Annotated in this window: 20 protein-coding genes and 1 other RNA gene; 7 read left to right on the forward strand and 14 right to left on the reverse strand. The window is 71.4% G+C overall.

Features of this window, described 5'->3' with window-relative positions; genetic code table 11:
• Positions 1-5: 5 nt before the first annotated feature.
• From DEI88_RS09490 to guaB1, 3 genes are all read right to left on the reverse strand, one after another.
• Positions 6-1,043 (reverse strand): hemolysin family protein, encoded by a 1,038-nt coding sequence (locus tag DEI88_RS09490; RefSeq protein WP_111009249.1) that lies wholly within the window; start codon positions 1,041-1,043, stop codon positions 6-8.
• Positions 1,040-2,440: a hemolysin family protein gene (locus tag DEI88_RS09495; RefSeq protein WP_111013742.1), complete on the reverse strand. Its 1,401-nt coding sequence runs from the start codon at positions 2,438-2,440 to the stop codon at positions 1,040-1,042. Before DEI88_RS09495 ends, DEI88_RS09490 begins: the two co-directional genes overlap by 4 nt.
• A 205-nt stretch (positions 2,441-2,645) precedes the next feature.
• Positions 2,646-4,085, reverse strand: a complete 1,440-nt coding sequence (gene guaB1 / locus DEI88_RS09500; protein ID WP_111009251.1) for a GMP reductase — start codon at positions 4,083-4,085, stop codon at positions 2,646-2,648.
• A 220-nt stretch (positions 4,086-4,305) separates the two neighbouring features.
• Here guaB1 and DEI88_RS09505 point away from each other — a divergent pair, with 220 nt between their 5' ends.
• A complete protein-coding gene (locus DEI88_RS09505; protein ID WP_111048855.1) occupies positions 4,306-8,085 on the forward strand; it encodes a multifunctional oxoglutarate decarboxylase/oxoglutarate dehydrogenase thiamine pyrophosphate-binding subunit/dihydrolipoyllysine-residue succinyltransferase subunit in 3,780 nt (1,259 codons plus the stop codon).
• 81 nt (positions 8,086-8,166) lie between these two features.
• Here the strand turns inward: DEI88_RS09505 and DEI88_RS09510 are convergent, their stop codons facing one another.
• Both DEI88_RS09510 and DEI88_RS09515 read right to left on the reverse strand, forming a co-directional pair.
• Complete coding sequence (locus DEI88_RS09510) at positions 8,167-8,409, reverse strand: zf-HC2 domain-containing protein (RefSeq protein WP_111009253.1); 243 nt, start codon at positions 8,407-8,409, stop codon at positions 8,167-8,169.
• On the reverse strand, positions 8,406-9,311 hold the full coding sequence (locus DEI88_RS09515) for a sigma-70 family RNA polymerase sigma factor (RefSeq protein WP_284158401.1): 906 nt from the start codon (positions 9,309-9,311) through the stop codon (positions 8,406-8,408). The genes DEI88_RS09510 and DEI88_RS09515 overlap by 4 nt, the downstream gene beginning before the upstream one ends.
• Positions 9,312-9,378: 67 nt before the next feature.
• Here DEI88_RS09515 and aroA point away from each other — a divergent pair, with 67 nt between their 5' ends.
• The 3 genes from aroA (at position 9,379) to DEI88_RS09530 (ending at position 12,710) form a co-directional block, all read left to right on the forward strand.
• Positions 9,379-10,725: a 3-phosphoshikimate 1-carboxyvinyltransferase gene (gene aroA, locus DEI88_RS09520; RefSeq protein ID WP_111071577.1), complete on the forward strand. Its 1,347-nt coding sequence runs from the start codon at positions 9,379-9,381 to the stop codon at positions 10,723-10,725.
• Complete coding sequence (rsgA, locus tag DEI88_RS09525) at positions 10,722-11,792, forward strand: ribosome small subunit-dependent GTPase A (RefSeq protein WP_111009254.1); 1,071 nt, start codon at positions 10,722-10,724, stop codon at positions 11,790-11,792. Before aroA ends, rsgA begins: the two co-directional genes overlap by 4 nt.
• A 135-nt stretch (positions 11,793-11,927) precedes the next feature.
• Positions 11,928-12,710, forward strand: a complete 783-nt coding sequence (locus DEI88_RS09530; RefSeq protein ID WP_111048856.1) for an inositol monophosphatase family protein — start codon at positions 11,928-11,930, stop codon at positions 12,708-12,710.
• A gap of 21 nt (positions 12,711-12,731) precedes the next feature.
• Here the strand turns inward: DEI88_RS09530 and DEI88_RS09535 are convergent, their stop codons facing one another.
• Positions 12,732-14,225 carry an MFS transporter gene (locus DEI88_RS09535; RefSeq protein ID WP_111009256.1) on the reverse strand — a complete coding sequence of 498 codons (1,494 nt, stop codon included), beginning with the start codon at positions 14,223-14,225 and terminating at the stop codon, positions 12,732-12,734.
• 165 nt (positions 14,226-14,390) lie between these two features.
• Between DEI88_RS09535 and DEI88_RS09540 the strand changes: the two genes are divergently transcribed.
• From DEI88_RS09540 to DEI88_RS09550, 3 genes are all read left to right on the forward strand, one after another.
• Positions 14,391-15,110 (forward strand): M50 family metallopeptidase, encoded by a 720-nt coding sequence (locus tag DEI88_RS09540; RefSeq protein WP_181441175.1) that lies wholly within the window; start codon positions 14,391-14,393, stop codon positions 15,108-15,110.
• Positions 15,111-15,202: 92 nt separating this feature from the next.
• Positions 15,203-16,645, forward strand: coding sequence for an O-acetylhomoserine aminocarboxypropyltransferase/cysteine synthase family protein (locus tag DEI88_RS09545; RefSeq protein ID WP_258374946.1), 1,443 nt, complete (start codon positions 15,203-15,205; stop codon positions 16,643-16,645).
• Positions 16,645-17,952: an LLM class flavin-dependent oxidoreductase gene (locus tag DEI88_RS09550; protein WP_111071477.1), complete on the forward strand. Its 1,308-nt coding sequence runs from the start codon at positions 16,645-16,647 to the stop codon at positions 17,950-17,952. The genes DEI88_RS09545 and DEI88_RS09550 overlap by 1 nt, the downstream gene beginning before the upstream one ends.
• Before the next feature lie 100 nt (positions 17,953-18,052).
• Here DEI88_RS09550 and DEI88_RS09555 read toward each other — a convergent pair whose 3' ends face one another.
• The 8 genes from DEI88_RS09555 to DEI88_RS09590 form a co-directional block, all read right to left on the reverse strand.
• Positions 18,053-19,708 (reverse strand): APC family permease, encoded by a 1,656-nt coding sequence (locus DEI88_RS09555; RefSeq protein ID WP_220035624.1) that lies wholly within the window; start codon positions 19,706-19,708, stop codon positions 18,053-18,055.
• 132 nt (positions 19,709-19,840) lie between these two features.
• Positions 19,841-20,770 (reverse strand): hypothetical protein, encoded by a 930-nt coding sequence (locus DEI88_RS09560; protein WP_111071476.1) that lies wholly within the window; start codon positions 20,768-20,770, stop codon positions 19,841-19,843.
• Between the two features lie 376 nt (positions 20,771-21,146).
• Positions 21,147-21,524: a transfer-messenger RNA gene (gene ssrA, locus DEI88_RS09565) on the reverse strand.
• 185 nt (positions 21,525-21,709) lie between these two features.
• Positions 21,710-22,186 (reverse strand): SsrA-binding protein SmpB, encoded by a 477-nt coding sequence (gene smpB / locus DEI88_RS09570; RefSeq protein WP_111013736.1) that lies wholly within the window; start codon positions 22,184-22,186, stop codon positions 21,710-21,712.
• A 109-nt stretch (positions 22,187-22,295) separates the two neighbouring features.
• Positions 22,296-23,210, reverse strand: a complete 915-nt coding sequence (gene ftsX, locus DEI88_RS09575; RefSeq protein WP_111009261.1) for a permease-like cell division protein FtsX — start codon at positions 23,208-23,210, stop codon at positions 22,296-22,298.
• Positions 23,207-23,965, reverse strand: coding sequence for a cell division ATP-binding protein FtsE (ftsE, locus tag DEI88_RS09580; protein ID WP_111009262.1), 759 nt, complete (start codon positions 23,963-23,965; stop codon positions 23,207-23,209). The genes ftsX and ftsE overlap by 4 nt, the downstream gene beginning before the upstream one ends.
• Before the next feature lie 127 nt (positions 23,966-24,092).
• A complete protein-coding gene (gene prfB, locus DEI88_RS09585) occupies positions 24,093-25,199 on the reverse strand; it encodes a peptide chain release factor 2 (RefSeq protein ID WP_111009263.1) in 1,107 nt (368 codons plus the stop codon).
• Between the two features lie 106 nt (positions 25,200-25,305).
• Positions 25,306-26,472 (reverse strand): cysteine desulfurase family protein, encoded by a 1,167-nt coding sequence (locus DEI88_RS09590; RefSeq protein WP_111071475.1) that lies wholly within the window; start codon positions 26,470-26,472, stop codon positions 25,306-25,308.
• Positions 26,473-26,515 lie beyond the last annotated feature (43 nt).

A 26,515-nucleotide genomic window follows, 5' to 3' on the forward strand; every position in this document is an offset into this window, starting at 1 on the left:
CCGGCTCAGCGACGTCGGGTCGCGTCCTCGACCTCGCCGACGAGTTCCTCGAGGATGTCCTCGAGGAACAGCACGCCCGTCGTCCGACCGTCGGCGTCGAACGCGCGCGCCAGGTGGACACCCGCCGCCCGCATCGTCGCGAGTGCGTCCTCGAGGTCCATGTCGCGGTACAGCGAGATGAGCTGGCGGATGCGCTTCGGCGGCACCGGGTCGTCGAACTCGTCCTCGCGCAGGTCGATGACGTCCTTGACGTGCACGTAGCCCGTCGGGTCGCCGTCGTCGCCGACGAGCACGTACCGGGAGAATCCACGGGTCGCGACCGCCCGTTCGACGTCGCCCGGCGTGGCGTCGTCCGGGAGCGTGACGAGGTCGGGCATCGGCACCGCGACGTCCCGCACCTTCTTCGCCGTGAACTCGAACGCGGCGGCGAGCGTGCCGGCGGCGTCGACGAGCGTGCCCTCGCGGCGGGACTGCTCCACCATCGTCTGGACCTCGTCGACCGTGAACGCGCTGACGGCCTCGTCCTTCGGCTCGACCCGGAACACGCGGAGGAACCCGTTCGCCAGTGCGTTCAGGACCACGGTGATCCCTCGGACGCCGTGCCCGAGGTACCAGAGCGTCGGCACGAGCACGAGCGCGGCCCGGTCCGGCATCGAGAACGAGATGTTCTTCGGCACCATCTCGCCGAACACGACGTGCAGGAACGACACGATCACGAGCGTGATGACGAACGCGATGGTGCCGGTCACCTCGACGTCCCACCCCGTGAGGTGCAGCGGCCCCTCGAGCAGGTGGTGGATCGAGGGTTCCGAGACGTTGAGGATGAGCAGCGAGCACACGGTGATGCCGAGCTGCGTCGTCGCGAGCATGCGGGTGGCGTGCTCCATCGCCCAGAGCGTGCGCTGCGCGGCCCGCGAGCCCTGCTCCGCGCGCGGTTCGATCTGGGATCGTCGCGCCGAGATGACGGCGAACTCCGCGGCCACGAAGAACGCGTTGCCGAGCAGCAGCACGACGAGCCAGAGGATGCCGAGCCAGTCGCTCATCGCGGGACCCCCAGTCGGACCCCGACCTCGTCGGGCACCTCGGGCGCGATGCTCGACGATCCGGGCACCGCGGGTTCACCCTCGTCGACCGCCGTCGGCGTGGGCGTGGGCGTGAACCGGATGCGGTCGATCCGGCGGCCGTCGAGGCGCTCCACACGGAGCATCCCGCCGTCGACGGGGACCGTGTCGCCCACCACCGGGAGGCGTCCGAGTCGGCTCATCACGAAGCCACCGATGGTCTCGTACGGGCCGTCGTCGGGGACACGGACGCCCGCACGGTCCTGCAGCTCGTCCGGGCGCAGCAGGCCCGGGAACGTCAGCCAGCCCCGTGACCGCACCACGTCGACCCGCGTCCGGTCGTGCTCGTCGGAGACCTCACCGACGAGCTCCTCGACGAGGTCCTCGAGCGTGACGACCCCGGCGGTGCCGCCGTACTCGTCGACGACGATCACCATCTGGTACCCGCGACCGCGGACGGCGGTGAGCAGGGAGTCGAGGTGCATCGTCTCGGGGACGCGCTCGGCCTCGGTCCGCAGAGCACCGACCGGCACCTCCGCCCGTTTGTCGCGCGGTACGGCGACGGCTGCCTTGACGTGCACGATGCCGACGACGTCGTCCGCGTCCTCGTCGATCACCGGGAACCGGCTGAACCCGGTGCGGCGGGCGAGGGCGATGACGTCGGCGGCGGACTCGGCCACCCCGATCGTCGACACCCGCGGGCGCGGCGTCATGACGTCGCTCGCGGTGTGCTCCGAGAACGCGATCGTGCGGGTGAGCAGCGTGGCGGTGTCCTGCTCGAGGCTGCCCTCCATCGCGGATCGGCGGAGCAGGCTCGTGAGCTCCTCGGCGCTCCGGGCACCGGACAGTTCCTCTTGCGGCTCGATCCCGATCGTGCGGAGCACGGCGTTCGCGGTGCCGTTGAGCAACGCGACCGCGGGTCGGAACACCGTCGTGAACACGATCTGCACGGGCACGACGAGTCGGGCGGTACCGAGCGGCAGGGCGAGCGCGAAGTTCTTCGGCACGAGCTCTCCGAGCACCATCGACAGCAGGGTCGCGATGACGAGCGCCACGACGGACCCGACGGGCTCGACGACCTCGTCCGGCAGACCGAGCGCCGTGGACGGGCCCTCGATGAGGTGCGCGATGGAGGGTTCGAGGAGGTACCCGCTGAGGAGCGTGGTGAGCGTGATGCCGAGCTGGGCGCTCGACAGGTGGGTCGCCGTCACCTTGAGCGCCTGGATGACGGGTGTCAGCCCCGCTGCGCCGCGCTCACGCCGGGCCTCGAGGTCGGCGCGGTCGAGGTTGACGAGCGCGAACTCGCTCGCGACGAACACGCCCGTCCCGAGGGTGAGGAGGACGCCGCCCACGAGCATGAGGAGGTCGACGACGGTCATACCGAGGGCCTCCTGAGCAGGAGGAGCTGGCGGCGCGGCCGGGCATGTCGGGCCGCGTTCGGCTGTCGGCCCGGCGACGTGCGATCAGGAGGGTCGTCCACAGTGTGGTCAACAGTAGCGCCCGGGGGCCCGCCCTGGCCGGGAATCCCCCCAGCGCGGAACCGATGCGGTCGGCGCGGTGCCGCTCAGCGGGACACGGTCCGGTTCACCAGGACACCGGGACCGGCTTGCCCTCCTCGTACCCCGCGGCGGACTGGATGCCGACGAGCGCACGGTCCGCGAACGCGGGGAGGTCACGTGCGCCGGCGTACGTCGCCGAGCTCCGCACCCCGGCCGTGATCATGTCGAGCAGGTCCTCGACGCTCGGACGCTCCGGGTCGAGGTAGATGGTCGAGGACGAGATCCCCTCGGCGAACAGGGCCTTGCGCGCGCGCTCGTACGGGTCGAGCCGCTCGAACCGCTCGCGAACGGCCTTCGCGGACGCCATCCCCCAGCTCTCCTTGTACCGTCGCCCCTGCGCGTCGACCTTGAGGACGCCCGGCGCCTCGACCGTGCCGGCGAACCACGACCCGATCATGACGCTCGCGGCGCCGGCCGCCAGGGCGAGGGCAACGTCGCGTGGGTACCGGACACCGCCGTCCGCCCAGACGTGGGCACCGAGCGCCCGTGCCGCCGCCGCGGTCTCGAGCACCGCCGAGAACTGCGGCCGCCCGACCGCGGTCATCATGCGGGTCGTGCACATGGCCCCAGGGCCGACACCGACCTTGATGATCGAGGCGCCCGCGTCGACGAGGTGCGTCACCGCGTCGGCGGTCACGACGTTGCCCGCGACGAGCGGGACGCCGAGTCCGAGGTCGGCCACGGTGCGCAGCGCACGGAGCATGCCCTCCTGGTGCCCGTGGGCGGTGTCGAGGACGAGCACGTCGACGCCCGCGGCGACGAGCGCGGACGCCTTGCGTGCCACGTCGCCGTTGATGCCGACCGCGGCGGCGACCCGGAGCCTCCCGTCCGCGTCGACCGCGGGCCGGTAGATGCCGGAACGGATCGCACTCGTGGGACTCGTGGTGCCGACGACGCGACCGTGCCGGAGGACGGGCGCGAAGTCGACCTCGGCGGCGGCGAGCAGGTCGAACACGGCCCGCGGCGAGTCGACGTCGTCGGCGTCGATCGCGGTCACCGCGCCGTGCAGGAGATCCCCGACGGTCGCGTCCTCGCCTGCGGTCGCGAGCCGGACCGCGGGGACGCAGCCGAGGTACTCCCCGCCGGCGTCCTGCACGACGACGCCGTGCCCGGGGACCGGCGCGAGCTGCGTCAGCGCCTCGGCGACGGTCGTGTCGGGCGTCATCGTGACCGGGGTGTCGTGATCGACCGGCTGGGCCTTGACCCAGCGGATGGCGGCGTCCAGGTCCTGCGGGTGCATGTCCTGCGGCAGGACCCCGAGGCCGCCGCGCCGCGCCAACGTGGCCGCGAGCCGCGGACCCGTGACCGAGTTCATGTTGGCGCTGACGACCGGGATGGTCGCGCCGGTGCCGTCGGGCGGCGTGAGGTCGACGTCGAACCGGCTCGACACGCCGGAGCGGCTCGGCACGAGGAACACGTCCGAGTACGTCAGGTCGTGGGTCGGTCGCGTCTCGTAGAACCTCATGCGCTCACCGTAATACGGCCCTCCTCGGGGGCGACCGTGTCGCAGCGGGGTGACGGCCACCGGCGCGGACGGGTCCGTCCAGACACCCTGGGCGCTCCCGCCGAGGCGGCCCGCAGGCGGGTTAGGCTTGACGGGCGCGGGCGATGCTGCCCGCACGGTGCACGGGTCGTGTGTGTGCGACCGGCACCAGCATCAATCGACGGAGAGTGGGCGATCGGCTGTGTCGAGCCATCTGACGGGGACATCGGACGAGACCGCAGGCGAATTCGGCGCGAACGAGTGGCTGGTGGACGAGCTCTACGAGCAGTTCCTGGTCGACAGGGACGCCGTGGACCGGTCCTGGTGGCCGGTCCTCGAGAGCTACCACCGGACGCAGGTGAGCGACGCGGGCGCGTCCGACGACCGCCCGGGAGGCCCGTCCCCGGCTGCCGGGTCAGCTCCCGACCCGGCGGGTCCCGTCGAGCCGGCCGCGCCGGTCGCGCAGCCCGCGCGCGCCGCGGACGGCGGCGCCCCGCGTACCTCGTCGACGCAGATGCCGGCACGGACGACGTCGAAGCAGCCGACCCCGGCCCCGATCCCGGCCGATCCGAGCGACGAGCGGGACGACCACGAGGAGACCCACGAGGACGTCCGGACGCCGCTGCGGGGCATGGCGAAGACCCTCGCCGCGAACATGGAGGCCTCGCTCCAGGTGCCGACCGCGACGAGCGTGCGGACGATCCCCGCGAAGCTCATGATCGACAACCGCATCGTCATCAACAACCACCTGCGGCGGACGCGCGGCGGCAAGGTGTCCTTCACGCACCTCATCGGCTGGGCGCTCGTCAAGGCGATCCAGGAGTTCCCGAGCCAGAACGTCTACCACGACGAGCAGGACGGGAAGCCCGTCGTCGTGACCCCGGCACACGTCGGCCTCGGCATCGCCATCGACGTCCCGAAGTCCGACGGCACCCGTGCGCTGCTCGTCCCGAGCATCAAGCGCGCCGAGACCCTGACGTTCTCGCAGTTCATCGCGGCGTACGAGGACCTCGTCAAGCGCGCGCGGGCGAACAAGCTCACGGCCGAGGACTTCGCCGGCACGACGATCTCGCTGACGAACCCGGGCGGCATCGGCACGGTGCACTCCGTGCCGCGGCTCATGAAGGGGCAGGGGTCGATCATCGGCGCCGGTGCCCTCGAGTACCCGGCGCAGTTCCAGGGGTCCGCGCCGAAGACCCTGGTCGAGCTCGGGGTCGGCAAGACGATCACGCTGACGAGCACCTACGACCACCGCGTCATCCAGGGCGCCGGGTCCGGGGAGTTCCTCAAGACGGTCCACGAGCTGCTCATCGGCGAGCGCGGCTTCTACGAGGGCATCTTCGCGGCGCTCCGGATCCCGTACAAGCCGATCCGCTGGGCGAACGACATCAACGTCGACCTGTCGTCGCGGGTCAACAAGACCGCCCGCGTGCAGGAGCTCATCAACAGCTTCCGGGTGCGCGGACACCTCATGGCGGACATCGACCCGCTCGAGTACCAGCAGCGGACCCACCCGGACCTCGAGATCGAGAACCACGGGCTGACGTTCTGGGACCTCGACCGCGAGTTCGTCACGGGTGGCCTCGCCGGCACCACGAGCGCGCCGCTCCGGGACATCCTCGGGATCCTCCGCGACTCGTACTGCCGCACGATCGGCGTGGAGTACATGCACATCCAGGACCCGGCCCAGCGCCGGTGGATGCAGGACCACGTCGAGGTGCCGTACGCCAAGCCGGGCAAGGACGAGCAGCTGCGGATCCTCGGCAAGCTCAACGAGGCCGAGGCGTTCGAGACGTTCCTGCAGACGAAGTACGTCGGCCAGAAGCGGTTCAGCCTCGAGGGCAGCGAGTCGATGATCGCGTTCCTCGACACGCTCATCCAGGAGTCCGCGCGCGAGGGTCTCGACGAGGTCGCGATCGGCATGGCGCACCGTGGTCGGCTCAACGTGCTCACGAACATCGCGGGCAAGACCTACGGGCAGATCTTCCGCGAGTTCGAGGGGACACAGCTGCCCGGCGCCGTCGCGGGCCAGGGCTCCGGCGACGTCAAGTACCACGTCGGGACGGAGGGCGTGTTCCGCTCGGCTGAGGGCACCGCGATCCCGGTGACCATCGCCGCGAACCCGTCGCACCTCGAGGCCGTCGACGGCGTGCTCGAGGGCATCGTCCGCGGCAAGCAGGACCGGACCCCGATCGGCACCTTCGGTGTCCTGCCGGTGCTCGTCCACGGCGACGCGGCGATGGCCGGACAGGGCGTGGTCGTCGAGACCCTGCAGCTGTCGCAGTTGCGGGGCTACCGCACGGGTGGCACCGTCCACGTCGTGGTGAACAACCAGGTCGGGTTCACGACGTCGCCGAGCGCGTCGCGGTCGTCGGTGTACTCGACCGACGTCGCCAAGACGATCCAGGCGCCGGTCTTCCACGTGAACGGGGACGACCCGGAGGCCGTGGCACGCGTCGCCGAGATCGCGTTCGCGTACCGGCAGCAGTTCCACCGCGACGTCGTCATCGACCTCGTCTCGTACCGCCGCCGCGGCCACAACGAGGGCGACGACCCGTCGATGACGCAGCCGCTCATGTACAACCTCATCGAGGCGAAGCGCTCGGTCCGCACGCTGTACACCGACGCCCTCGTCGGTCGCGGCGACATCACGCAGGACGAGTACGACCAGGCGCACCGGGACTTCCAGGACCGCCTCGAGCGTGCGTTCGCCGAGACCCACGAGGCACAGACGGGGTCGATCCCGGTCGTCCCCGCGGACGGCGGCGCGGTGCAGGGCCTCGAACGGCCCTCCGCGCAGCGCGACGACTCGGAGCACGAGGTGCACGAGACGGCGGTGAGCGCGGACGTCCTCCGACTCGTCGGCGACGCGCACGACAACCACCCGGCGGGGTTCACGGTCCACCCGAAGCTCCAGCAGCTGCTCACCAAGCGCGTCGACATGTCGCGCAGCGGCGGCATCGACTGGGCGTTCGCGGAGCTCGCCGCGATCGGGTCCCTCCTCGTCGAGGGCAAGCCGGTCCGGCTCACCGGTCAGGACACCCGGCGAGGCACCTTCGTGCAGCGCCAGGCGGTGTTCCACGACCGCGTCAACGGCCAGGAGTGGCTCCCCCTCGCGAACCTCACCGAGGACCAGGGCCGGCTGTACATCTACGACTCGCCGCTCAGTGAGTACGCGGCCATGGCGTTCGAGTACGGCTACTCCGTGGAGCGGCCCGAGGCCCTCGTCATGTGGGAGGCCCAGTTCGGCGACTTCGCCAACGGGGCGCAGACGGTGATCGACGAGTTCATCTCGTCGGCCGAGCAGAAGTGGGGCCAGCGGTCCGGGCTCGTGCTGCTCCTCCCCCACGGCTACGAGGGCCAGGGGCCGGACCACTCCTCGGCTCGGATCGAGCGCTACCTGCAGCTCTGCGCCGAGGACAACATGGTCGTGGCGCGGCCGTCGACCCCGGCGTCGTACTTCCACCTGCTCCGTCGGCAGGCCCACGCGCGTCCGCAGAAGCCGCTCGTGGTGTTCACGCCGAAGGCGATGCTCCGCATGCGGCAGGCGACGAGCGCGGTCGAGGAGTTCACCACCGGCGGGTTCCGCGAGGTGATCGACGACCAGCGGATCGCCGACCGCCAGGCCGTACGGCGGGTCGTGCTCCACTCGGGCAAGATCCACCACGACCTCGCTGCCGAGGTCGCCAAGCGCGGGGTCGAGGACGTCGCACTCGTCCGACTCGAGCAGCTCGCGCCGCTCCCGCTCGACCAGATCCTCGCGACCCTCCGCTCCTACCCGCAGGCGGACCTCGTCTGGGCGCAGGAGGAGCCGGAGAACCAGGGCGCCTGGCCGTTCGTCTGCATGGCGCTGTCGCGCCACCTCGACGGCCGTCCGCTCTCGGTGTCCTCACGTCCCGCCAGCGCGGCTCCGGCGACGGGGTCGTCGAAGCGCTCCGCGAGCGAGGCGGCCGAGGTCATCGACCGCGCGCTCACCATCTGATCGGGCGCCGACCCCGACCGGCCGGGAGGCCCCCCGCACCGCCGCCGACGAGGCGGACGGCGAGCGGGCCTCCCGGTCGGGTCAGTGGGTCGCCTGCGCCTCGCGCAGCGCGGCGATGACCTGGGTCCGCAGGTCCTCCGGGGCGGTCTCCTTGCAGGCGCGCTGCACGGCCGTCATGAGCACCACGCCGACGCGGTGCTCGCTCGAGCAGTCCTCGCAGCCGGCCATGTGCTCGCGGATGTCCGCGAGGTCGTCGCGCTCGAGCTCGTCGTGCAGGAACTCCTCGAGCTCCGCCTTGGCCTTCGAGCAGTCGCAGCCGCTCATCGTCCGTTCCTCCCCGTGCTCCGGCCCGTCGTGGCGGGCGTCTTCGTGGTGCGGGTCCGCGGGCGCATCGTCTCCGTCGACGCTGCGTCGGGCACCACACCGGTCTCTCGTGCGTGGTCGGCCAGGAGCCCGCGGAGCAGGCGCCGGCCGCGGTGGAGCCGGCTCATGACCGTGCCCACCGGGGTCTTCATGATGTCGGCGATCTCCTGGTAGGAGAACCCCTCGACGTCGGCGAAGTAGACCGCCATCCGGAAGTCCTCGGGGATCGCCTGCAGGGCGTCCTTGACCGCGGACGACGGCAGGTGGTCGATCGCGTCGGCCTCGGCCGAGCGCGACGAGATGCTCTGCGTAACGCTCTCCGCCCCGCCGAGCTGCCAGTCCTCGAGCTCGTCGATGGTGCCCTGGTAGGGGTTCCGCTGGTTCTTCCGGTAGCTGTTGATGAACGTGTTCGTCAGGATCCGGTACAGCCAGGCCTTGAGGTTCGTGCCCTGCCGGAACGACCGGAACGCCGCGAACGCCTTGACGAAGGTCTCCTGCACGAGGTCCGACGCGTCGGCCGGGTTCCGTGTCATCCGCATCGCCGCGCCGTACAGCTGGTCCATGAACGGCAACGCCTGCTCCTCGAACAGCCGGCGGAGCTCCTGCGCGTCGGGGGTCGTGACCGCGTCCGCACCGTCCGTCTCGGCGAGCGCGAGGGACTCCTCCTCGACGGCGTCGAGCTGCTCCTCCGTCTCGTCGACCGGGGGTCGTCCGAGCGGACCGTCGGGGTTCGTCGCGTCGTCCTGGCTCGTCATCGCCCGCCATCGTAGTCGGCGGTCGTCGTCGAGGTCCCCGATCAGCGACGTCGACGCGGACGGGAACGTCCGCACCCGTGGACGCTCCGTTGTCAGCGCGGTGGCCATGGTCCTCCTGTCCGGCACGCACCTCGCCAGGCAGGCGGGGCACGCGCATCGCTATCCTGGGGAACCGATGCAGGCTCCCGTTGATTCCCGCTCTGTCCCCGCCGGTGACGACTGGCCGGCGCCCGTGGCGCGCGGTCCCCTCCACGGCGACGTCGCCCTGCCCGGGTCGAAGTCCCTGACGAACCGCGAGCTCGTGCTCGCGGCCCTCGCCGACGGTCCGTCCACGATCCGGCTCCCCCTGCACTCGCGGGACTCGGCGCTCATGGTCGACGCCCTCCGCGCGCTCGGTGTCCGGATCGACCCGGCGGGTGGGGCCGGCCCGTACGGCCCGGACCTCCGCGTGACCCCCGCGCCGCTGCACGGCGACGTCCGGGTCGACTGCGGCCTCGCCGGCACCGTGATGCGGTTCCTCCCGCCCCTGGCCGCGCTCGCCGACGGTCCAGTGGTGTTCGACGGTGACGAGTCCGCGCGCCGGCGCCCCATGGACACCACCATCGCGTCGCTCGTCGCGCTCGGTGTGGACGTCACCGACGACGGCGGGGGCAGCCTGCCGTTCGCGTTCACCGGGACGGGCGGTGTGCGCGGTGGCGAGCTGACGATCGACGCGAGCCGTTCGAGCCAGTTCGTGTCGGGCCTCCTGCTGTCGGCGCCCCGCTTCGACGAGGGCCTGCTGCTCCGGCACCGCGGGGAACGGCTGCCGAGCATGCCGCACATCGCGATGACCGTCGCGGCGCTCCGCGACCGTGGGGTCGTCGTCGACGAACCCGACACGGGCGTCTGGCACGTGCACCCGGGTCCGATCGCCGCCCGCGACGTCACGATCGAGCCGGACCTGTCGAACGCGGCACCGTTCGCGGTGGCCGCGCTCGTCGCCGGAGGGACCGTCCGCATCCGGACCTGGCCGACCGCCACCACCCAGGTGGGCGCGGACCTCGAGACCCTCCTGCCGCACTGGGGCGCGACCGTCTCGCGCGACGGCGCGGACCTGGTCGTCGACGGCGGCGTCGGTGTCCGTGGCGGGGCGTCGCTGCCCGGCGTCGACCTCGACCTGTCGCGTGGCGGCGAGCTCGCGCCCGCGCTCGTCGCGCTCGCGGCCCTCGCCGAGGGCCCGTCGACGGTCACCGGCATCGGGCACCTGCGCGGACACGAGACCGATCGGCTCGCCGCACTCGCCGCCGACGTCGTCGGTCTCGGAGGCGCGGTGACGGAACTCGACGACGGCCTCCGGATCGAGCCCCGTCCGCTGCACGGGGGGGCGTGGGGCGCGTACGAGGACCACCGGATGGCGACCGCGGGCGCGATCATCGGTCTGGTCGTCGACGGCGTCGCGGTCGACGACATCGGGTCCACCGCGAAGACCCTGCCGCAGTTCCCGGAGCTGTGGGACACGCTCGTGGCGACGTCGGGCGCATGAGCTGGTTCGACGGCGGGGACGACGACGACCTCGACGAACCGTACGGGCAGTACGACGAGTCCGCGGTGCGGGTGCGGCCGAACCCGAAGGGCAGTCGTCCGCGCACCAAGCAGCGCCCCACCCACGAGGACGCCACGCCCGGCTGGGTGACGAACGTCGACCGCGGACGGTTCGGCGTGCTCGTCGGGGGCGGTCCCCTCGACGCCGAGTCCGGCCAGGCCCGGGTGATCACCGCCACGAAGGCGCGCGAGCTCGGCAAGAAGGCCGTCGTGACCGGTGACCACGTGTCGCTCGTCGGCGACGTGAGCGGCGACGAGGGCTCCCTCGCCCGCATCGTGAAGGTCGCGGACCGCTCGACGTTCCTCCGCCGCAGCGCGGACGACACGGACGACGTCGAACGCGTCATCGTCGCGAACGCGGACCAGATGCTCATCGTCATCGCCGCGGCCGACCCCGAGCCCCGGCCCCGGCTCGTCGACCGGTACCTCGTGGCCGCCTTCGACGCCGGGCTCGACCCGGTGCTCTGCATCACGAAGACCGACCTCGCCGACCCGGAGCCGTTCCTCGCGCACTTCGCGTGCCTCGACCTGCGCGTCGTCACGAGCGCCGCGGGTGACGTGCCGTTCGACGCGTTCGCGGCCGTGCTCCGTGACCAGGTGACGGTGACGGTCGGACACTCGGGCGTCGGCAAGTCCACGCTCGTGAACGCCCTGACCGGGGCCTCCCGGGCGACCGGCGTCGTGAACGCGGTCACCGGACGCGGGCGCCACACGTCGTCGTCCTCGATCGCGCTGCCGGTGCACGGCGGCGGCTGGATCATCGACACCCCCGGCGTGCGGTCGTTCGGCCTCGGGCACGTGCAGCCCGAGAACGTGTTCCGCGCGTTCGCCGCGCACGCGGTGCCGGTCCGCGAGCCCGCCGACGGCATACCGCTCGACCAGGCGCACGACTGGGAGATCGTCGACCGGGTCCAGGACGGCGAGCTCGGCCCCACGGGCATCGAGCGGCTCGACTCGTTCCGCGCGCTGCTCACGGGCATGGGCGAGCTGGACCCGGGCGCGGACTGACCTGCCCCTCTCCCCTCCTTCCGCCGCCATCGCAGTCGTTGCCGCTCCGACCGGTCTGCGAGCGGCACCGGGCGCGATCTCGCGGGGAAGGACGGCCGGGCCAGGTGCACCGTCGGTGCTCGGTAGGCTCGGCGCGTGGACCTCGCCGCCGACCTCGCGTTCGCCCGTTCCCTGGCCGACACGGCGGACGCGATCAGCCTCGCCCGCTTCCGGGCGGCCGACCTGCACGTCGACGTCAAGGCCGACCGCACGCACGTGACCGACGCCGACCAGGCGGTCGAGGCGGCCCTCCGCGAGCGGATCGCGGCCGAGCGTCCCGACGACACGTTCCTCGGCGAGGAGTCGACCGCCGCCGCAGGGACCACCGCGAGGAGTTCCGGACACCGGCAGTGGGTGATCGACCCGATCGACGGCACGGCGAACTACCTGCGCGGCGTGCCCGTGTGGGCGACGCTCATCGCCCTGGCCGTCGACGGCGTCCCCCGGGTCGGCGTCGTGTCCGCCCCCGCGATGGGCAAGCGGTGGTGGGGGGCGACGGGACTCGGGGCCTCCTCGTTGGAGGGTCCCCTGCGCGTGTCGGGAGTGGCGGAGCTGGCGGACGCCTCGGTGAGCTACCAGAGCCTCCAGGACTGGGACGAGGCCGGGCGGCTCGACGGCCTCCTGCGGTTGTCCCGGTCCGTCTGGCGGACCCGTGCCTACGGCGAGGCCTGGGCCTACATGATGGTCGCCGAGGGCACCCTCGACGTCGCGGGCGAGGGCGACCTGAAGCCGTGGGACATTGCGGCGATCGTCCCCGTGGTCGAGGAGGCGGGTGGGCGGTTCACGTCGCTCGACGGCGAGCCCGGCCCGTGGCACGGCACCGCCCTCGCGACGAACGGGCTCCTGCACGACGCGGTCGTGCGCACCATCCGCGGGTAGGCGCGACGACCCGGCGACGTCTCAGGCCTCCTGCGGCACGGGCGTCTCCTCGCCGCGCTTCTTCCGCGACACGAGGTCGACGATCGCGAGCGCGAGCACGAGCACGACGAGTCCCACGGTGAACGCCGTGCCTGCGCGGAACGCGTCGTGGTACGCCGTGAGGTCCCCCGCCTTCCGGTCCTCGCTCCGCACGATCCCGTAGAAGACGCTCGTGGCGACGGCCGTGCCGATCGCGGTGCCCACGCGCTGGCCGAGCTGCTGCATCGACCCCGCGACACCGGAGTGCTCGACGGGGACCTGCGCGAGCGTCAGGGTCTGGTTCGGCGACACGACGAGGCCACCGCCCGCGCCACCGATGAGGAACGCACCCGCCATCGCCCATGGAGTGATCGACGCGGGGGTCGTGGTCGCGGCGACGAGCAGCGCCACGAACCCGACGACCACCGCGCAGAGCCCCCAGACGACGAGCGCCCTGCCGATGCGGTTGACGAGGCGACCGCCGAACCAGGCGCCGGCGGCGGCCGTGGCGGCGAACGGGATGCTCACCATGCCGGCGAACAGTGGCTCGAGGTGCAGGCCCTCCTGCAGGTAGAGGGTCACCATGAGGAACGTCGCCGGCAGCGCCGCGAAGTACACCGCGGCGATGAGCAGGCCGTTCCGGTAGGACGACAGCCGGAACAGGTCGAAGTGCACGACCGGGGACCGTCCCGTGTGCGCGTAGTGCCGCTCCCACCAGACGAACAGGGCCCCGGACACCGCGGTGCCGACGAGTGCGAGCCACCGCAGGGGCGAGTCGCCCGTGCCCGAGGTGAGCACGAACGGCAGCATGAGCGTGACGACCGCGACGCCGAGCAGGACGATCCCGACGAGGTCGAGCTCGCGGTCGCGTGACGGGTCCTGGCGCTTCCGGGGCAGCAGGCGGACCGCGAAGTACAGGGCCGCGAGGCCGTACGGGACGTTGAGCCAGAAGATGTAGCGCCATCCGGTCTGTTCGCCGCCGAGGGCGATGAGCGCGCCGCCGATCGTCGGACCGAGCGCGGTCGAGATGCCCACCATCGCGCCGAAGATGCCGAACGCGCGCCCGCGCTCCTCCCCACGGAACAGCTGCTGCACCAGGCCGATCACCTGGGGCATCTGCGTCCCCGCGGCGAAGCCCTGCAGGATCCGCGTGACGACGAGCACCTGGATGGACGGGGCGATCGCGCACAACAGGCTGGCGGTCGTGAACGCGATCAGGCCGACCACGAACATGAGCCGGCGGCTCCGGAGGTCACCGAGGCGCCCGGCCGGGACGAGCGCCAGGCCGAACGCCAGTGCGTAGCCGGCGACGATGAGCTGCAGCTCCGAGTTCGACGCGCCGAGCGACCGCTGGATCGACGGCAGCGCGACGTTCACCGTCGACAGGTCGATGATCGTGATCCCGGCGACCGCGATGCACACCGCGAACGCGTGCCACCGCTGCCGGTCGCGCTCGGTGTCCTGGTCGCCGGCGTCGGATCGGGAGGTCGTCGTCACCTGTCTCGTCTACTCCGCGTCGGCGCCGTGGTCGCCGAGCGGACGTCCCCCATGCCGGCGGGCGTCTGCCACCGCGGCTCCACCAGGAGCGCCGATCGGCGGCGGCCGGGGGTCGCCCCCCGCGTTCCCAGGCTCGACATCGGCCGGGTGCGCGAAGATCCCCCGGTGCCGTCCTCCGCGCTCCTGGTCGCCCTGCTCGTCGGGGCGGCGCTGCCCTTCGTGCCCGCCGTCGGACGCGTCGCCCGGATCGCCACGACCATCGTGCACGAGGTCGGCCACTGCGTCGTCGTCGTGCCGTTCGGCGGCCGCATCCGCCGGATCGACCTCCACGCGGACGGCTCGGGAGAGGCATGGGTCGACCTCGGTCGCGTCCCCCGCGCCGTGCGGTGGGCGGTCCGGCTCGGCAACCTCTACGCCGGGTACTCGGCACCGCTCTGGGCCGGGGCCCTGCTCGTGATCGGGTCCGTCCACGCCGACCGCGTGCTCACGACGGCCGTCCTCGGCGTCGCCGCCGTGGTCGCCGTCCTGTTCGTCCGGAACGCCTTCGGCGTCCTGGTCGTCGTCGGGTTCGCGGCCGTCGCCGTCTGGGTCGCGGTGCGTCCCTCGGAGTGGACCGTGCTCGTCGTCGCTGCGATCGGCGCGCTGTTTGTCGTCGACGGTGTGCGGTCGGTCGTGCGGGTGGCCGGCTGGATCGCCACCGGCGCTCCGGTCCGGACGGACTTCCACATCGTCGCGAGCGAGTACCGGCTCCCCGCAGCGGTCTGGTACGTCCTGTTCGTGCTCGTGGAACTCGGCGTCGTCTGGCTGGCGCGTGCCCCGCTCGGCGCGGTCGTCGACGCGGTCGCGGTCGGTCTGCGGACGCTCGTCGTGGGGGTGGTGCCGTAACCGGACGACGCCGGTCGTGCCTCCCGGCTCCGGCAGTGGGAGGATCGCCCGATGGGCGCAGGTGCGCCGGCAGAGGCAGAGAGAGGTGGGACGTGCCCGAGAGCGACACGGCGACGGCGGGGTTCGGGTTCAGCACCGAGCAGGTGCACGGCGGGGTCGTGCCCGACTCGGCGCACGGCGCGCGGATCACCCCGATCCACATGTCGTCCGGCTTCCTGTTCGACGACTTCGGGCAGGCGCGCGACCGGTTCGCCGGCGACGACGCCGGGTACACGTACACGCGGCTCGGCAACCCGACGAACGCGTCGCTCGAGCGCCGCGTCGCCGTCCTCGAGCGCGGGGTCGAGGCGATCCTCGTCGGCAGCGGACAGGCCGCGGTGACCGTGGCGCTCCTCGGTCTGCTGCAGGCCGGCGACCACGTCGTGTCCGCGTCGAGCATCTACGAGGGCACCCGCGGCCTCCTGCTGCAGAACCTCGGACGACTCGGGATCAGCGTGGACTTCGTCGACGACGCCCGTGACCCGGACGCCTGGCGGGCGCTGATCCGCCCCGAGACGCGGCTCCTGTTCGGCGAGTCGATCCCGAACCCGAAGAACGACGTCCTCGACATCGCGATGGTCGCCGCGGTGGCGCACGAGCACGGCGTACCGCTGGTCGTCGACAACACACTCGCCACGCCGTACCTCGTCCGGCCGCTCGAGCACGGCGCGGACATCGTGGTGCACTCCGCGTCGAAGTTCCTGGCGGGACACGGCTCCGCCATCGGTGGGGTCGTCGTCGACGGCGGTCGCTTCGACTGGGCTGCCACGGGCGGCCGGTTCCCCCATCTGACCGAACCGGACCGCGCGCTCGGCGGCCGGAGCCACGTCGACCGCCACGGCGACCGGGCGTTCGTCGTGTACGCACGCGACGTCGTCGCCGCACGGCTCGGCCCCACCCCCTCGCCCTTCAACGCGTTCCTCATCCAGCAGGGCGTCGAGACGCTCTCGCTGCGCATGGAGCGACACGGCGCGAACGCGCTGACGATCGCCCGGTGGCTCGACGCGCAGCCCGAGGTCGCGAACGTGGACCACGCGGGGCTCGAGTCCAACCCCTACCACGACCTCGCGACGCGCTACCTGCCGCGTGGGGCCGGTTCGGTGTTCGCCTTCTCGCTCGCGGGCGGACGGGACGCCGCCCAGCGGTTCGTCGACGCACTCGGCCTGTTCAGTCGCATGACGCACCTCGGCGACGTCCGGTCACTCATCCTGCATCCGGCGTCGACGACGCATGCCCAGCGGACGCCCGAGGAACGCGCCGCAACCGGCATCGACGAGGGCCTGCTGCGCGTCTCGGTCGGCATCGAGGACGTCGAGGACCTGATCCGCGACCTCGAGCGCGGCTTGGCGGCGGTCCGGTCCGCCGAGGGGCCGGGGGTCGTTCTGCCCGCCGACGGTCCGGGAGGCCGGACACCGGTCGCGGAGACCGTCACCGTGGACGAAGACGTCCGGTCCGGCGAGTTCGGCGCTCCCCACATCGTGCTCGAGGAGATCTGATGCCACGGATGCAGCACTTCGGGTGGTTCTTCGCCCGCGGGTTCGGCCCCCAGGGGTGGGGTCGGCCCGACTGGGACTGGGGGTACGACTGGACCCGTCCGGAGCTGTACCAGCAGTCCGCCCGGACACTCGAACAGGCCGGCCTCGACCTCGTCATCGCCGAGGACGCGATCTCGCTCGGCAACCCGTCGACCCTCGACCTGCGCATCCGGCAGGCGTACGGCGGCCCGAAGCACGATCCGCTCCTGCTCGCGCCGTACCTCTTCGCAGCGACCCAGCACATCGGCGTCGTGCCGACCGTCAACGCGGGCATCACCCCGCCGTACCTGGCGGCCCGACAGGCGTCGACCCTGGCGCACCTGTCGGGCGGCCGGTTCGGGCTCAACGTCGTCACCGACGTCGGGAGCGCGCGGCACGTCGGCGCCGCGCCGCTGCCCCATGACGCCGCGTACGACCGCGCCGAGGAGTGGCTCGGCGTCATCCGGCACCTGTGGCACAGCTGGGGCGAGGACGCCGTCGTGGCCGACACCGACACGTGGCACTTCGCCGATGGCGAGCGCACCGACGGCTCACGCCACCAGGGCACGTACTTCGACGTCACCGGTCCGCTCAACGCGCTCCCGCTCGCGGACGACCCCGTCATCGTCTCGCCGGGCGGCTCGGGGCGTGGGCTCGCGTTCGCGGGCACGCACTCCGACGTGCAGCTCGCCCTCGCCCCGCTCGACGCCGCCACCGTGCGTGGGTACCGGTCCCGCATCGCCGAGGCGTCCGCCGCTGCAGGCCGGGCGCCGGGCGCCGTCCGGACGATGTTCGTCGTGAAGCCGGAGATCGTGTCCTCGGCGACCGAGGCCGACCGGCTCGTCGACGCGTCGCGGCACCCGAGCGACGAGGACCTGCTCGTCGTGGCGATGGGCCAGTCGAGCGACCTCGAGACGGACCTCACGACGCTCGACCTCGACGCACCCCTGCCCGCGGGACTGTTCGGCGACCACGTCTCCGCGGGCACGATCCGCGGTCTCGTCGGCGACACCCCGGACGCCCCGCTCCGCGCGCTCCTGACCCGCAAGGCACGGAAGGGCCGGCTCGCGGACCGCACCGGCTTCGTCGGCACAGCGGAGGAGTTCGCCGACTTCGCCGAGGAGCTCGGCGACGACGCCGACAACGACGGCTTCATCCTCTCCGGAGACCTCCACCCCGTCGCGGTCACGCGGATGCTCGCGGACCTCGTCCCGGTCCTCCGTCGCCGCGGTCTGCTCCGTCGCGAGTTCGGTGACGGCGGCCTCCGGGCCAACCTCGCCGACTTCTGACGCTCGACCGCGCCACGATCACGGGTCCGGGAGCGACGAACGGGAGGCGGTGCGCACGTCGTGCGCACCGCCTCCCGTTCGATGTGAGCGGAGACCGCGATCAGTGGGTGGGCACGGCGTCGACGACGCTGGTCTCCTCGGTCTCGCGGACGTCCTCGGCGGTGCGGAGGATCTCCTCACGGCTCGAGGCGCTGTTCACGGCCCAGTAGTAGATCACGATCGAGAACACCGCGGTGACCGCGATGTCCCACCAGAGCGGGAACCACGGGTGCTTCAGCGGACCGAAGTCGCTGAGGAACACGATGAGACCCATGCCGATGAGGTACGGGAACAGCCACTGCGCGGCCCGCCAGTCCCAACGCGGCTGGACCGCACGGTTCCCACCGAGCACCCGGTTCAGGATGATGATGACGAAGCCGAGCGCCACCGCGATCCCGAGCTTCCAGTCCGTGGACCAGCCGGTCCACAGGATGATGAGGTTCGCGACGATGAACGACAGGGGTGCGAGGACGCTGGCGGCCGGCAGCCGGTAGGGGCGCTCGGCGTCCGGGATCCGCTTGCGGAACGCACCGAGGGCGAGCGGGGCACCGCCGTACATGAGGACCGAGGCGCTCGTGATGAGGCCGACGAGCGACTGCCAGGACGGGAACGGCAGGAAGCACACGACGCCGATGACGAAGGCGAAGATGAGGCCGAACCACGGCACCGCGCCCTTCGTGATCCACTCGAACGCCCGCGGGAAGTACCCGTTCTTGCTGAGGCCGTACGAGACACGCGACGACGCCGTGACGTAGATGAGGCCGGTGCCACCGGGCGAGATGACCGCGTCGATGTAGATGATGACCGCGAGCCAGGTGATCCCGGCGCCCATGGCGATGTCCGCGAACGGGCCGGTGAACTTCGTGTAGGCACCGGAGAGCCAGGTGTGGCCGATCTCGGACGGGTTGAGCGCACCGAGGAAGAAGATCTGGAGCAGCAGGTAGATCACGAGGCCGATGACGACCGAGCCGATGACCGCGCGCGGGATGTCACGCTTCGGGTTGCTCGACTCACCCGCGAGCTGGTCGGCCTGCTCGAACCCGAGCAACGAGAAGATGATGCCCGAGGTCGAGACCGCGGCGAGGATGCCCTTCGCACCCTCGGGAGCGAACCCGTCGGCGGCCGTGAAGTTGCTGCCGTGGAACCCGGAGAACCCGAGCACGATGATGACGAGGACGGGGATGCCGACCTTCCACCAGGTCGCCGCGGAGTTCGTGTTCGCGAGGATCTTGACGCTGAACAGGTTGATGACGGTGAGGATCAGCATGAGGAAGATCGCGACGGCGATGCCCGAGCCCGTGAGGACGCCCGTCGACGGCGTGACGAAGGTCTGCGCCCACTTCCAGTGCTGCGCGTAGTTGATCATCGCCTCGACCTCGATCGGGGCGACGGTCGCGGCCTGCAGCCACGAGAACCAACCGAACGACGCGCCGGCGACGCCACCGAACGCGATGTGCGGGAAGCGAGCCGTGCCTCCGGCGATCGGGAACATGCCGCCGAGCTCGGCGTGGACGAGTGCGAGCACGAGGATCGCGACACCGCCGATCGCCCACGAGATGATCGCCGAGGGACCAGCTGCCTCGAGGGCATGCTGGGAACCGAAGAGCCACCCGGAACCGATGATCGATCCGGTCGAGGCCCAGATGAGCCCGATGAAGCCGACGTTGCGCTTGAGTCCGGTGTCCGGCGGCGTCGTCGTGGTGGTGGTCGTAGCCAAAGTCGCTCCTGTGTCGGATTGCTGAGGACTATGCGACTCTTCCACCATCCGCACCCGGTGAACGTTCAGGCAACGCGATCGGAACACAGCCGTAACCGGATGGAAACACAGCGCCTGTACGATCCCACAGGTTCACTGGCCTTTCTTCGACCCGCCCTTCTTCGGCCCGCCCTTCTTCGACCGGTCCTTTTTCGCCGACGGGTCCTTCCGCTTCGACTTGTCCTTCTGCCGCGACTTGTCCTTCTGCTTCGACTTGTCCTTCTGCTTCGACCGGTCCTTCTGCTTCGACTCGTCCTTCTGCTTCGACTCGTCCTTCTGCTTCGAGGCGTCCGTCTTCAGCCGGTCGGGCTGCTGCGCGGGAGCGATGCTCGGCTCGCCCGAAGGCGGCGTGGGGAGCGGCGGGGCCTCGGTGACCGCGACCTGCGGCACGACTCCCACGACGACGGGCGCGTCCGCCATGAGCGCCGCCTCGTCCGGTGTCTCGGCGACGACCACCGCGTCCCCCGGTTCGGGCACGTCGTCGACCACGTGCGTCTCGACCGCCGGGGCAGCGGGGTCGACCACGCGCTCGACGACGACCATCGCACCGTCCTCCGCCAACCGGACGAGCGCGCTCGCGGCCCGGACGCGTGCGGTCAGACGCCCGGCAACCACGTCGGTGCGGGCGTCCTCGAGGAACCGGCGAAGCGCCCGCTCGGCAACACTCCGACCGCGCGGCGCACTGCGATCGAGGCGGTCGAGCTCGCCGACGACTCCTGCGGCACCGTCGACCCGCTCCCGTGCGGCGGTCGCGATCGCCGACGCGACGACCACCGCCGCCCGCTCGACGGCCGAGGACCGGTCATCGAGCACGAGCACCATCTCGAAGCCGTTCGCGGTGCTCACGGTCTCGACCCGCACCGGGTCGCTGCCACGACCACGCAGGACGAGACGCGCCTCCGGCGTGGGCAGCCAGCGGACGACCGCGGCGAGCGTGGCGACGGCCTGCACGGTCCGCTCGTAGTCGGACAGCCCGAGCCGCTCCCGAGCGGCGAGCCGGACCCGGATCGCGATCTCCTGCACGTGCGTCCTCCCGTCGACGGGCCACCCGCACCGCGGGACCCTCGTGTGAGCGAGCGGACCGGCGTCCGCCGACCCGACGCCGACGCTACCGACGGGAGGCGCTCGATCGATCGTGCTACGCAGGCAGCCCACAGGAACCCGGCCTCGCAGGTACCCAGGCCGGGAGTACCTGGGTCTCCGAGCACTGATGAGCCCCGGAGAACCGCCGGGCCCCGGAGAACCGCCGGGCCCCGGAGAACCGCTGGGCGCTGGAGAACTTCTGGGCGCTGGAGATGGGGGCTGAGACGTCCGAGGCCGCACCGGCGCCCGCAGAGCGGAACCGGTGCGGCCTCGGACGACCACGTGTGTGACAGTGACCCCGCGGATCGATCCGCAGTGGTGGAGATGGGGGGAATTGAACCCCCGTCCATCGCTGTGATTCGACGTCTTCTACGGGCGTAGCCAGATGAGGCGTTCTGCTCGACTCCGCCCTTTGCTACTGGCTTCTAGGACGACGAGCCCAGCCCGGATGCAAGTCCCGCGTGACCTCCGGACGGAATCACGCAGCGAGTCCCCTGGATGACGCCGGACACGGGATAGGGAACGATCACCCGGCCGACGGACTTCATGTGGCTCTACTGCTTACGCAGCGAGAGCGAAGTCAGTGCGCTTGGAATTGGCACTTGTTGTTTTCCACGGATCGTTGACGAGATGACCGTGGATCCTCGGCCCGCTTCCCGTCGGCACGCAGGCGATGTCGAAACCGATCATCCCCATGACGGAGGGCCACTGTCACACTGTGGAGTTGTCAGCGCCGCGTGAGCGGCACCACACGCCTCGTGGTGGAGGCGGTTGCCCAGTCTAGCGCGCTCACACCGGACCCTGCCAGGCCAGCACGGTCCTCCCGGGTCCGCCCGGGGCGAACGGCGCCGGAGCGAACGGCTCGGGAGGCCCGCCTCGTCACTCCCCGAGGTGCCCGCGCGTCGAGATCGCGCGCTCGGCCTCACGGCGGTCCTGGCGCTCACGCAGCGCCTGCCGCTTGTCGTACTCGCGCTTGCCCTTCGCCACGGCGATCTCGACCTTGGCCCGGCCATCCGAGAAGTAGATCTGCAGGGGGACGAGTGTGTAGCCGCCCTCCTTCGTCTTGTGGCTGATCTTGACGATCTGCTGCTTGTGGAGGAGCAGCTTGCGCTTGCGGCGGGGCGCGTGGTTGTTCCAGGTGCCCTCGGTGTACTCGGGGATGTGCACGGCGTCGAGCCAGGCCTCACCGCCGTCGATGAAGGCGTACCCGTCGACGAGCGAGGCCCGGCCCTGTCGCAGCGACTTCACCTCGGTGCCCGAGAGCACGATGCCGGCCTCGTACGTGTCCTCGATGAGGTAGTCGTGCCGCGCGCGCCGGTTCGTCGCGACGACCTTCTCCCCGCGTTCCTTCGGCATGTCGAGTCCTCTCCGCCGGCCACCGGTGTGTGGCGGCCGCCCAGTCTACCCAACCGGTGTCGACCACCCACGCTTCCCCGAACGACAGCCGCAGCAGCGCGCGGGAAGGTCAGACCTTGAGGTACCGCCGGATCGCGACGCTCGCGGACAGCGCCGCCAGGATGCCGCCGATGACCACCACCGCCGGCACCACCAGCACCGTCTCGCTCATGCCGATGAACGGCGTGCCCGTGAACCGCGTCGCCAGGTAGCCGCGCACGAAGAACCAGACGACGGCGACGATCGCTCCCCCGGCGAGGACCGCCCCGATGAGCGAGGCGATCACCCCCTCGAGGATGAACGGTGTCTGGATGAACCGGTTCGACGCACCGACCAGCCGCATGATGCCGAGCTCTCGACGTCGCGAGAACGCCGACAACCGGATGGTCGTCGCGATGAGGAGCACCGCCGCCACGAGCATGAGGGCCGCGATGCCGACCGCCGTGTACGACGACGCGTTGAGCACCGAGAAGATCGGCTGCAGGTACCCCCGCTGGTCGACGACGCTCTGCACCCCCGCGAGCTTCGACAGGCTCTCGATGAGCACGTCGGACTGTGACGGGTCCTTGAGGTTCACCCAGAAGGTCTCGTTGAGGTACTGCGGCTTGACGAACTCGGTCGCCGGGGAGTCCTTGAACTGCGACTTGAAGCGTGTGTACGCCTGGTCCTGCGTCTCGAAGTAGGTCTTCTGGATGAACGGCTTGAGTGTCGACGAGCGGAGCTGCTCCTCGACCTGCTGACGCTGGTCCGCCGTCGCCTTCGCCCCGGTGCAGTTCCCCGTGGTGTCCGTGTCGGTGCACAGGTAGACGGCGACCTGCGCCCGGTCGTACCAGTACCCCTTCATCTGGGTGATCTGCATCTGCAGCAGGATCGCGGTGCCGACGAACGTCAGCGAGATGAACGTCACGAGCACGACCGACACGACCATGGACGCGTTGCGGCGGAGGCCGGAGCCGACCTCCGACATGACGAGCCCGAGCCTCATCGGACGATCCCCGGCAGCGTCTGGATGCCCGTGGTGGTCGACACCGGCTGCTGCCGCACGATCGGCACCGCCTGCGTCTGGTAGCCACCGGACTGCTCGTCGCGGAGCACGTTGCCCGCCGACAGCTCGATCACGCGACGCTGCATCTGGTTCACGATGCCGGCGTCGTGCGTCGCCATGAGCACGGTGGTCCCGCCCTGGTTGATGCGCTCGAGCAGGGCCATGATGCCCGCCGAGGTCGTCGGGTCGAGGTTGCCCGTCGGCTCGTCCGCGAGCAGGATCGCGGGCTTGTTCACGACCGCACGGGCGATCGCGACGCGCTGCTGCTCACCACCGGAGAGCTCGTGCGGCAGGCGGTTCGCCTTGCCCGACAGTCCGACCATCTTGAGCACGTCCGGCACCGCCTCGCCGATGAACCCCTTGCTCTTGCCGATCACCTGCAGCGTGAACGCGACGTTGTCGAAGACGTTCTTGTTGGGCAGGAGCCGGAAGTCCTGGAACACCACCCCGAGGTTGCGGCGGAAATAGGGGACCTTGCGCGATGACAGGGAGCCGAGCCGCTGCCCGAGGACGTGGATCTGACCCTTGGTGGGGCGCTCCTCCTTGAGGACGAGCCGCAAGAAGCTGGACTTGCCGGAGCCGGAGGCCCCGACGAGGAACACGAACTCGCCCTTGAGGATCTCGAGGGTGAGGTCGTTGAGCGCCGGATTCGGGTTGCCCGAATACACCTTGGTGACCTGGTCGAATCTGATCATGACCCGATCAGGGTAGGTGCCGTTCCTCGGAACGCAAGTCAGGCGCGCGGTTCGCGGCCGGGAGGGACGGGGCCGGTCCCGGCGCGTCCGTCGCAGGCGGCGACGCGCAACGCTGGCGCGGTGCCTGTCAGGCGTCGCCGCGCTTGCGCCACCGGATCCCGGCATTGAGGAAGCCGTCGAGGTCACCGTCGAACACGGCGCTCGGGTTGTTGACCTCGTACTCGCTCCGGAGGTCCTTGACCATCTGGTACGGCGCGAGCACGTACGAGCGGATCTGGTCCCCCCAGCTCGCCGTGATGTTCCCGGCGAGCTCCTTCTTCTTCGCGTTCTCCTCTTCCTTCTTGAGGAGCAGGAGGCGCGACTGCAGCACGCGCATCGCCGCGGCGCGGTTCTGGATCTGGGACTTCTCGTTCTGCATCGAGACGACGGTGCCGGTCGGGATGTGCGTCAGGCGGACGGCGGAGTCCGTCGTGTTCACCGACTGTCCACCCGGGCCGGAGGACCGGAACACGTCGACCCGGATGTCGTTCTCGGGGATGTCGATGGCCTCGGTCTCCTCCATGAGCGGGATGACCTCGACCGCGGCGAAGGACGTCTGGCGCTTGCCGGCGGCGCCGAACGGCGACATCCGGACGAGGCGGTGCGTGCCGGCCTCGACCGACAGGTTGCCGAACGCGTACGGGGCGTCGACCTCGAACGTCGCGGACTTGATCCCGGCCTCTTCCGCGTAGCTGGTGTCCATCACCTGGACCGGGAATCCGTGCTGCTCGGCGTACCGGAGGTACATGCGCAGGAGCATCTCGGCGAAGTCCGCGGCATCGACGCCGCCCGCGCCGGCGCGGATCGTGATGACGGCCGGGCGTGCGTCGTACTCGCCGTCGAGGAGCGTCTGCACCTCGAGCTCGCCCATCGTCCGCGAGAGGGCGGTCAGCTCGTCGCGGGCCTCCTGCGCGCTCTCCTCGTCCTCGGCCTCGTTCGCCATGTCGACGAGGACCTCGAGGTCGTCGAGGCGCTGCTCGGTCTCGGTGATCTTCTTGAGCTCGGCCTGCCGGTGGCTCAACGCGCTCGTCACCTGCTGCGCGTGCGCGGTGTCGTCCCACAGATCAGGCGCGCCCGCCTGCTCGCTCAGCTCGGCGATCTCACGCTCGAGGCGGTCCACGTCGACCACCGAGCGGATGTTCCCGAACGTCTCGCGGAGGGCGGAGATCTGCTCGCTGATGTCCAGTTCGACCATGATCGACAAGCCTACCGGCCCAGCCGCCACCGTCCCCGCGGCCGGGGTCGGCAGTGGAGCATGCGCGGCGGCACCGTCCGCGCCACCGTCGTCCCGGCTGGCGGCCTCAGCGGGCGCCGATGGCGGGCGCGTGTCCGGCCATGCCCGCGCGGGTGGCTCGTCGGACCGCGTCGGGCAGTGCATCGAGGAACGCGGTCACGTCGTCCGCCGTGCTCGTGTGCCCGAGGGTGATCCGCAGCGCGCCGCGCGCGGTCTCCTCGGACAGGCCCATGGCGAGCAGGACGTGCGAGGGCTCGGGCACCCCGGCCTGGCACGCCGACCCCGTCGAGACCGCGACGCCTGCCGCGTCGAGCAGGAACAGCAGGGAGTCCCCCTCGCACCCCGGGAACGTGAAGTGCGCGTTCCCCGGCAAGCGGTCCACCGGGTCGCCGCGCAGCACCGCGGTCGGCACGCGCTCCGCGACCCCGGCGACGAGCGCCTGCCGGAGCGGCGTGAGGTCCGGGTGGGGCGCCGACGCGGCGACGCCGAACGCCGCGGCCGCCGCCGCGTCCTGCGTCCCGGACCGGACCTGTCGCTGCTGCCCACCACCGTGGAGGAGCGGCTCGACCACGGCGGTCCGCGACAGGACGAGCGCACCGATCCCGACGGGGCCGCCGATCTTGTGCGCCGAGACGCTCATGGCGTCGACACCGCTGCTGTGGAAGTCGACGGGCACCTGGCCGAACGCCGAGACCGCGTCACAGTGGACGGGCACGCCCGCCGCGTGCGCCAGGCGGACGACGTCGGCCACGGGCTGGATCGTGCCGACCTCGTTGTTGGCCCACAGGAACGTGACCAGGGCGACGTCCGCGGGATCGGCGAGCGCCGCCTTCAGGGCGACGAGGTCGAGGCGACCCCGCTCGTCGAGCGGGACCACGTCGACGACCGCGCCCTCGTGCCGGGCGAGCCACTCGACGGTGTCGACGGTCGCGTGGTGCTCCCCGGCGGGTACCACGACGCGTGGTCGACGGGCGTCGCGCTGCCGGGCCCAGTACAGGCCCTTGACGCCGAGGTTGACGCTCTCCGTGCCACCGGAGGTGAAGACGACCTCGACGGGATCGGCGCCGAGCGAGCGGGCGACCCGTTCGCGGCCGGTCTCGAGCGTCGTGCGCGCCCCCTGGCCCGCGCTGTGGATGGACGCGGGATTGCCGACCACCGACAGCGCACGCGTGTACTCGGCGAGCGCGGCGGGCAGCATCGGCGTCGTCGCAGCGTGGTCGAGGTAGACCGGCACGGTGCCTCCCGGGTGGTGCGTCCTCGCGCCCCCGGCCGTGGGC

This window comes from Curtobacterium sp. MCBD17_003 (genome assembly GCF_003234885.2).
In the GTDB taxonomy this organism is placed as follows: Bacteria; Actinomycetota; Actinomycetes; order Actinomycetales; family Microbacteriaceae; genus Curtobacterium.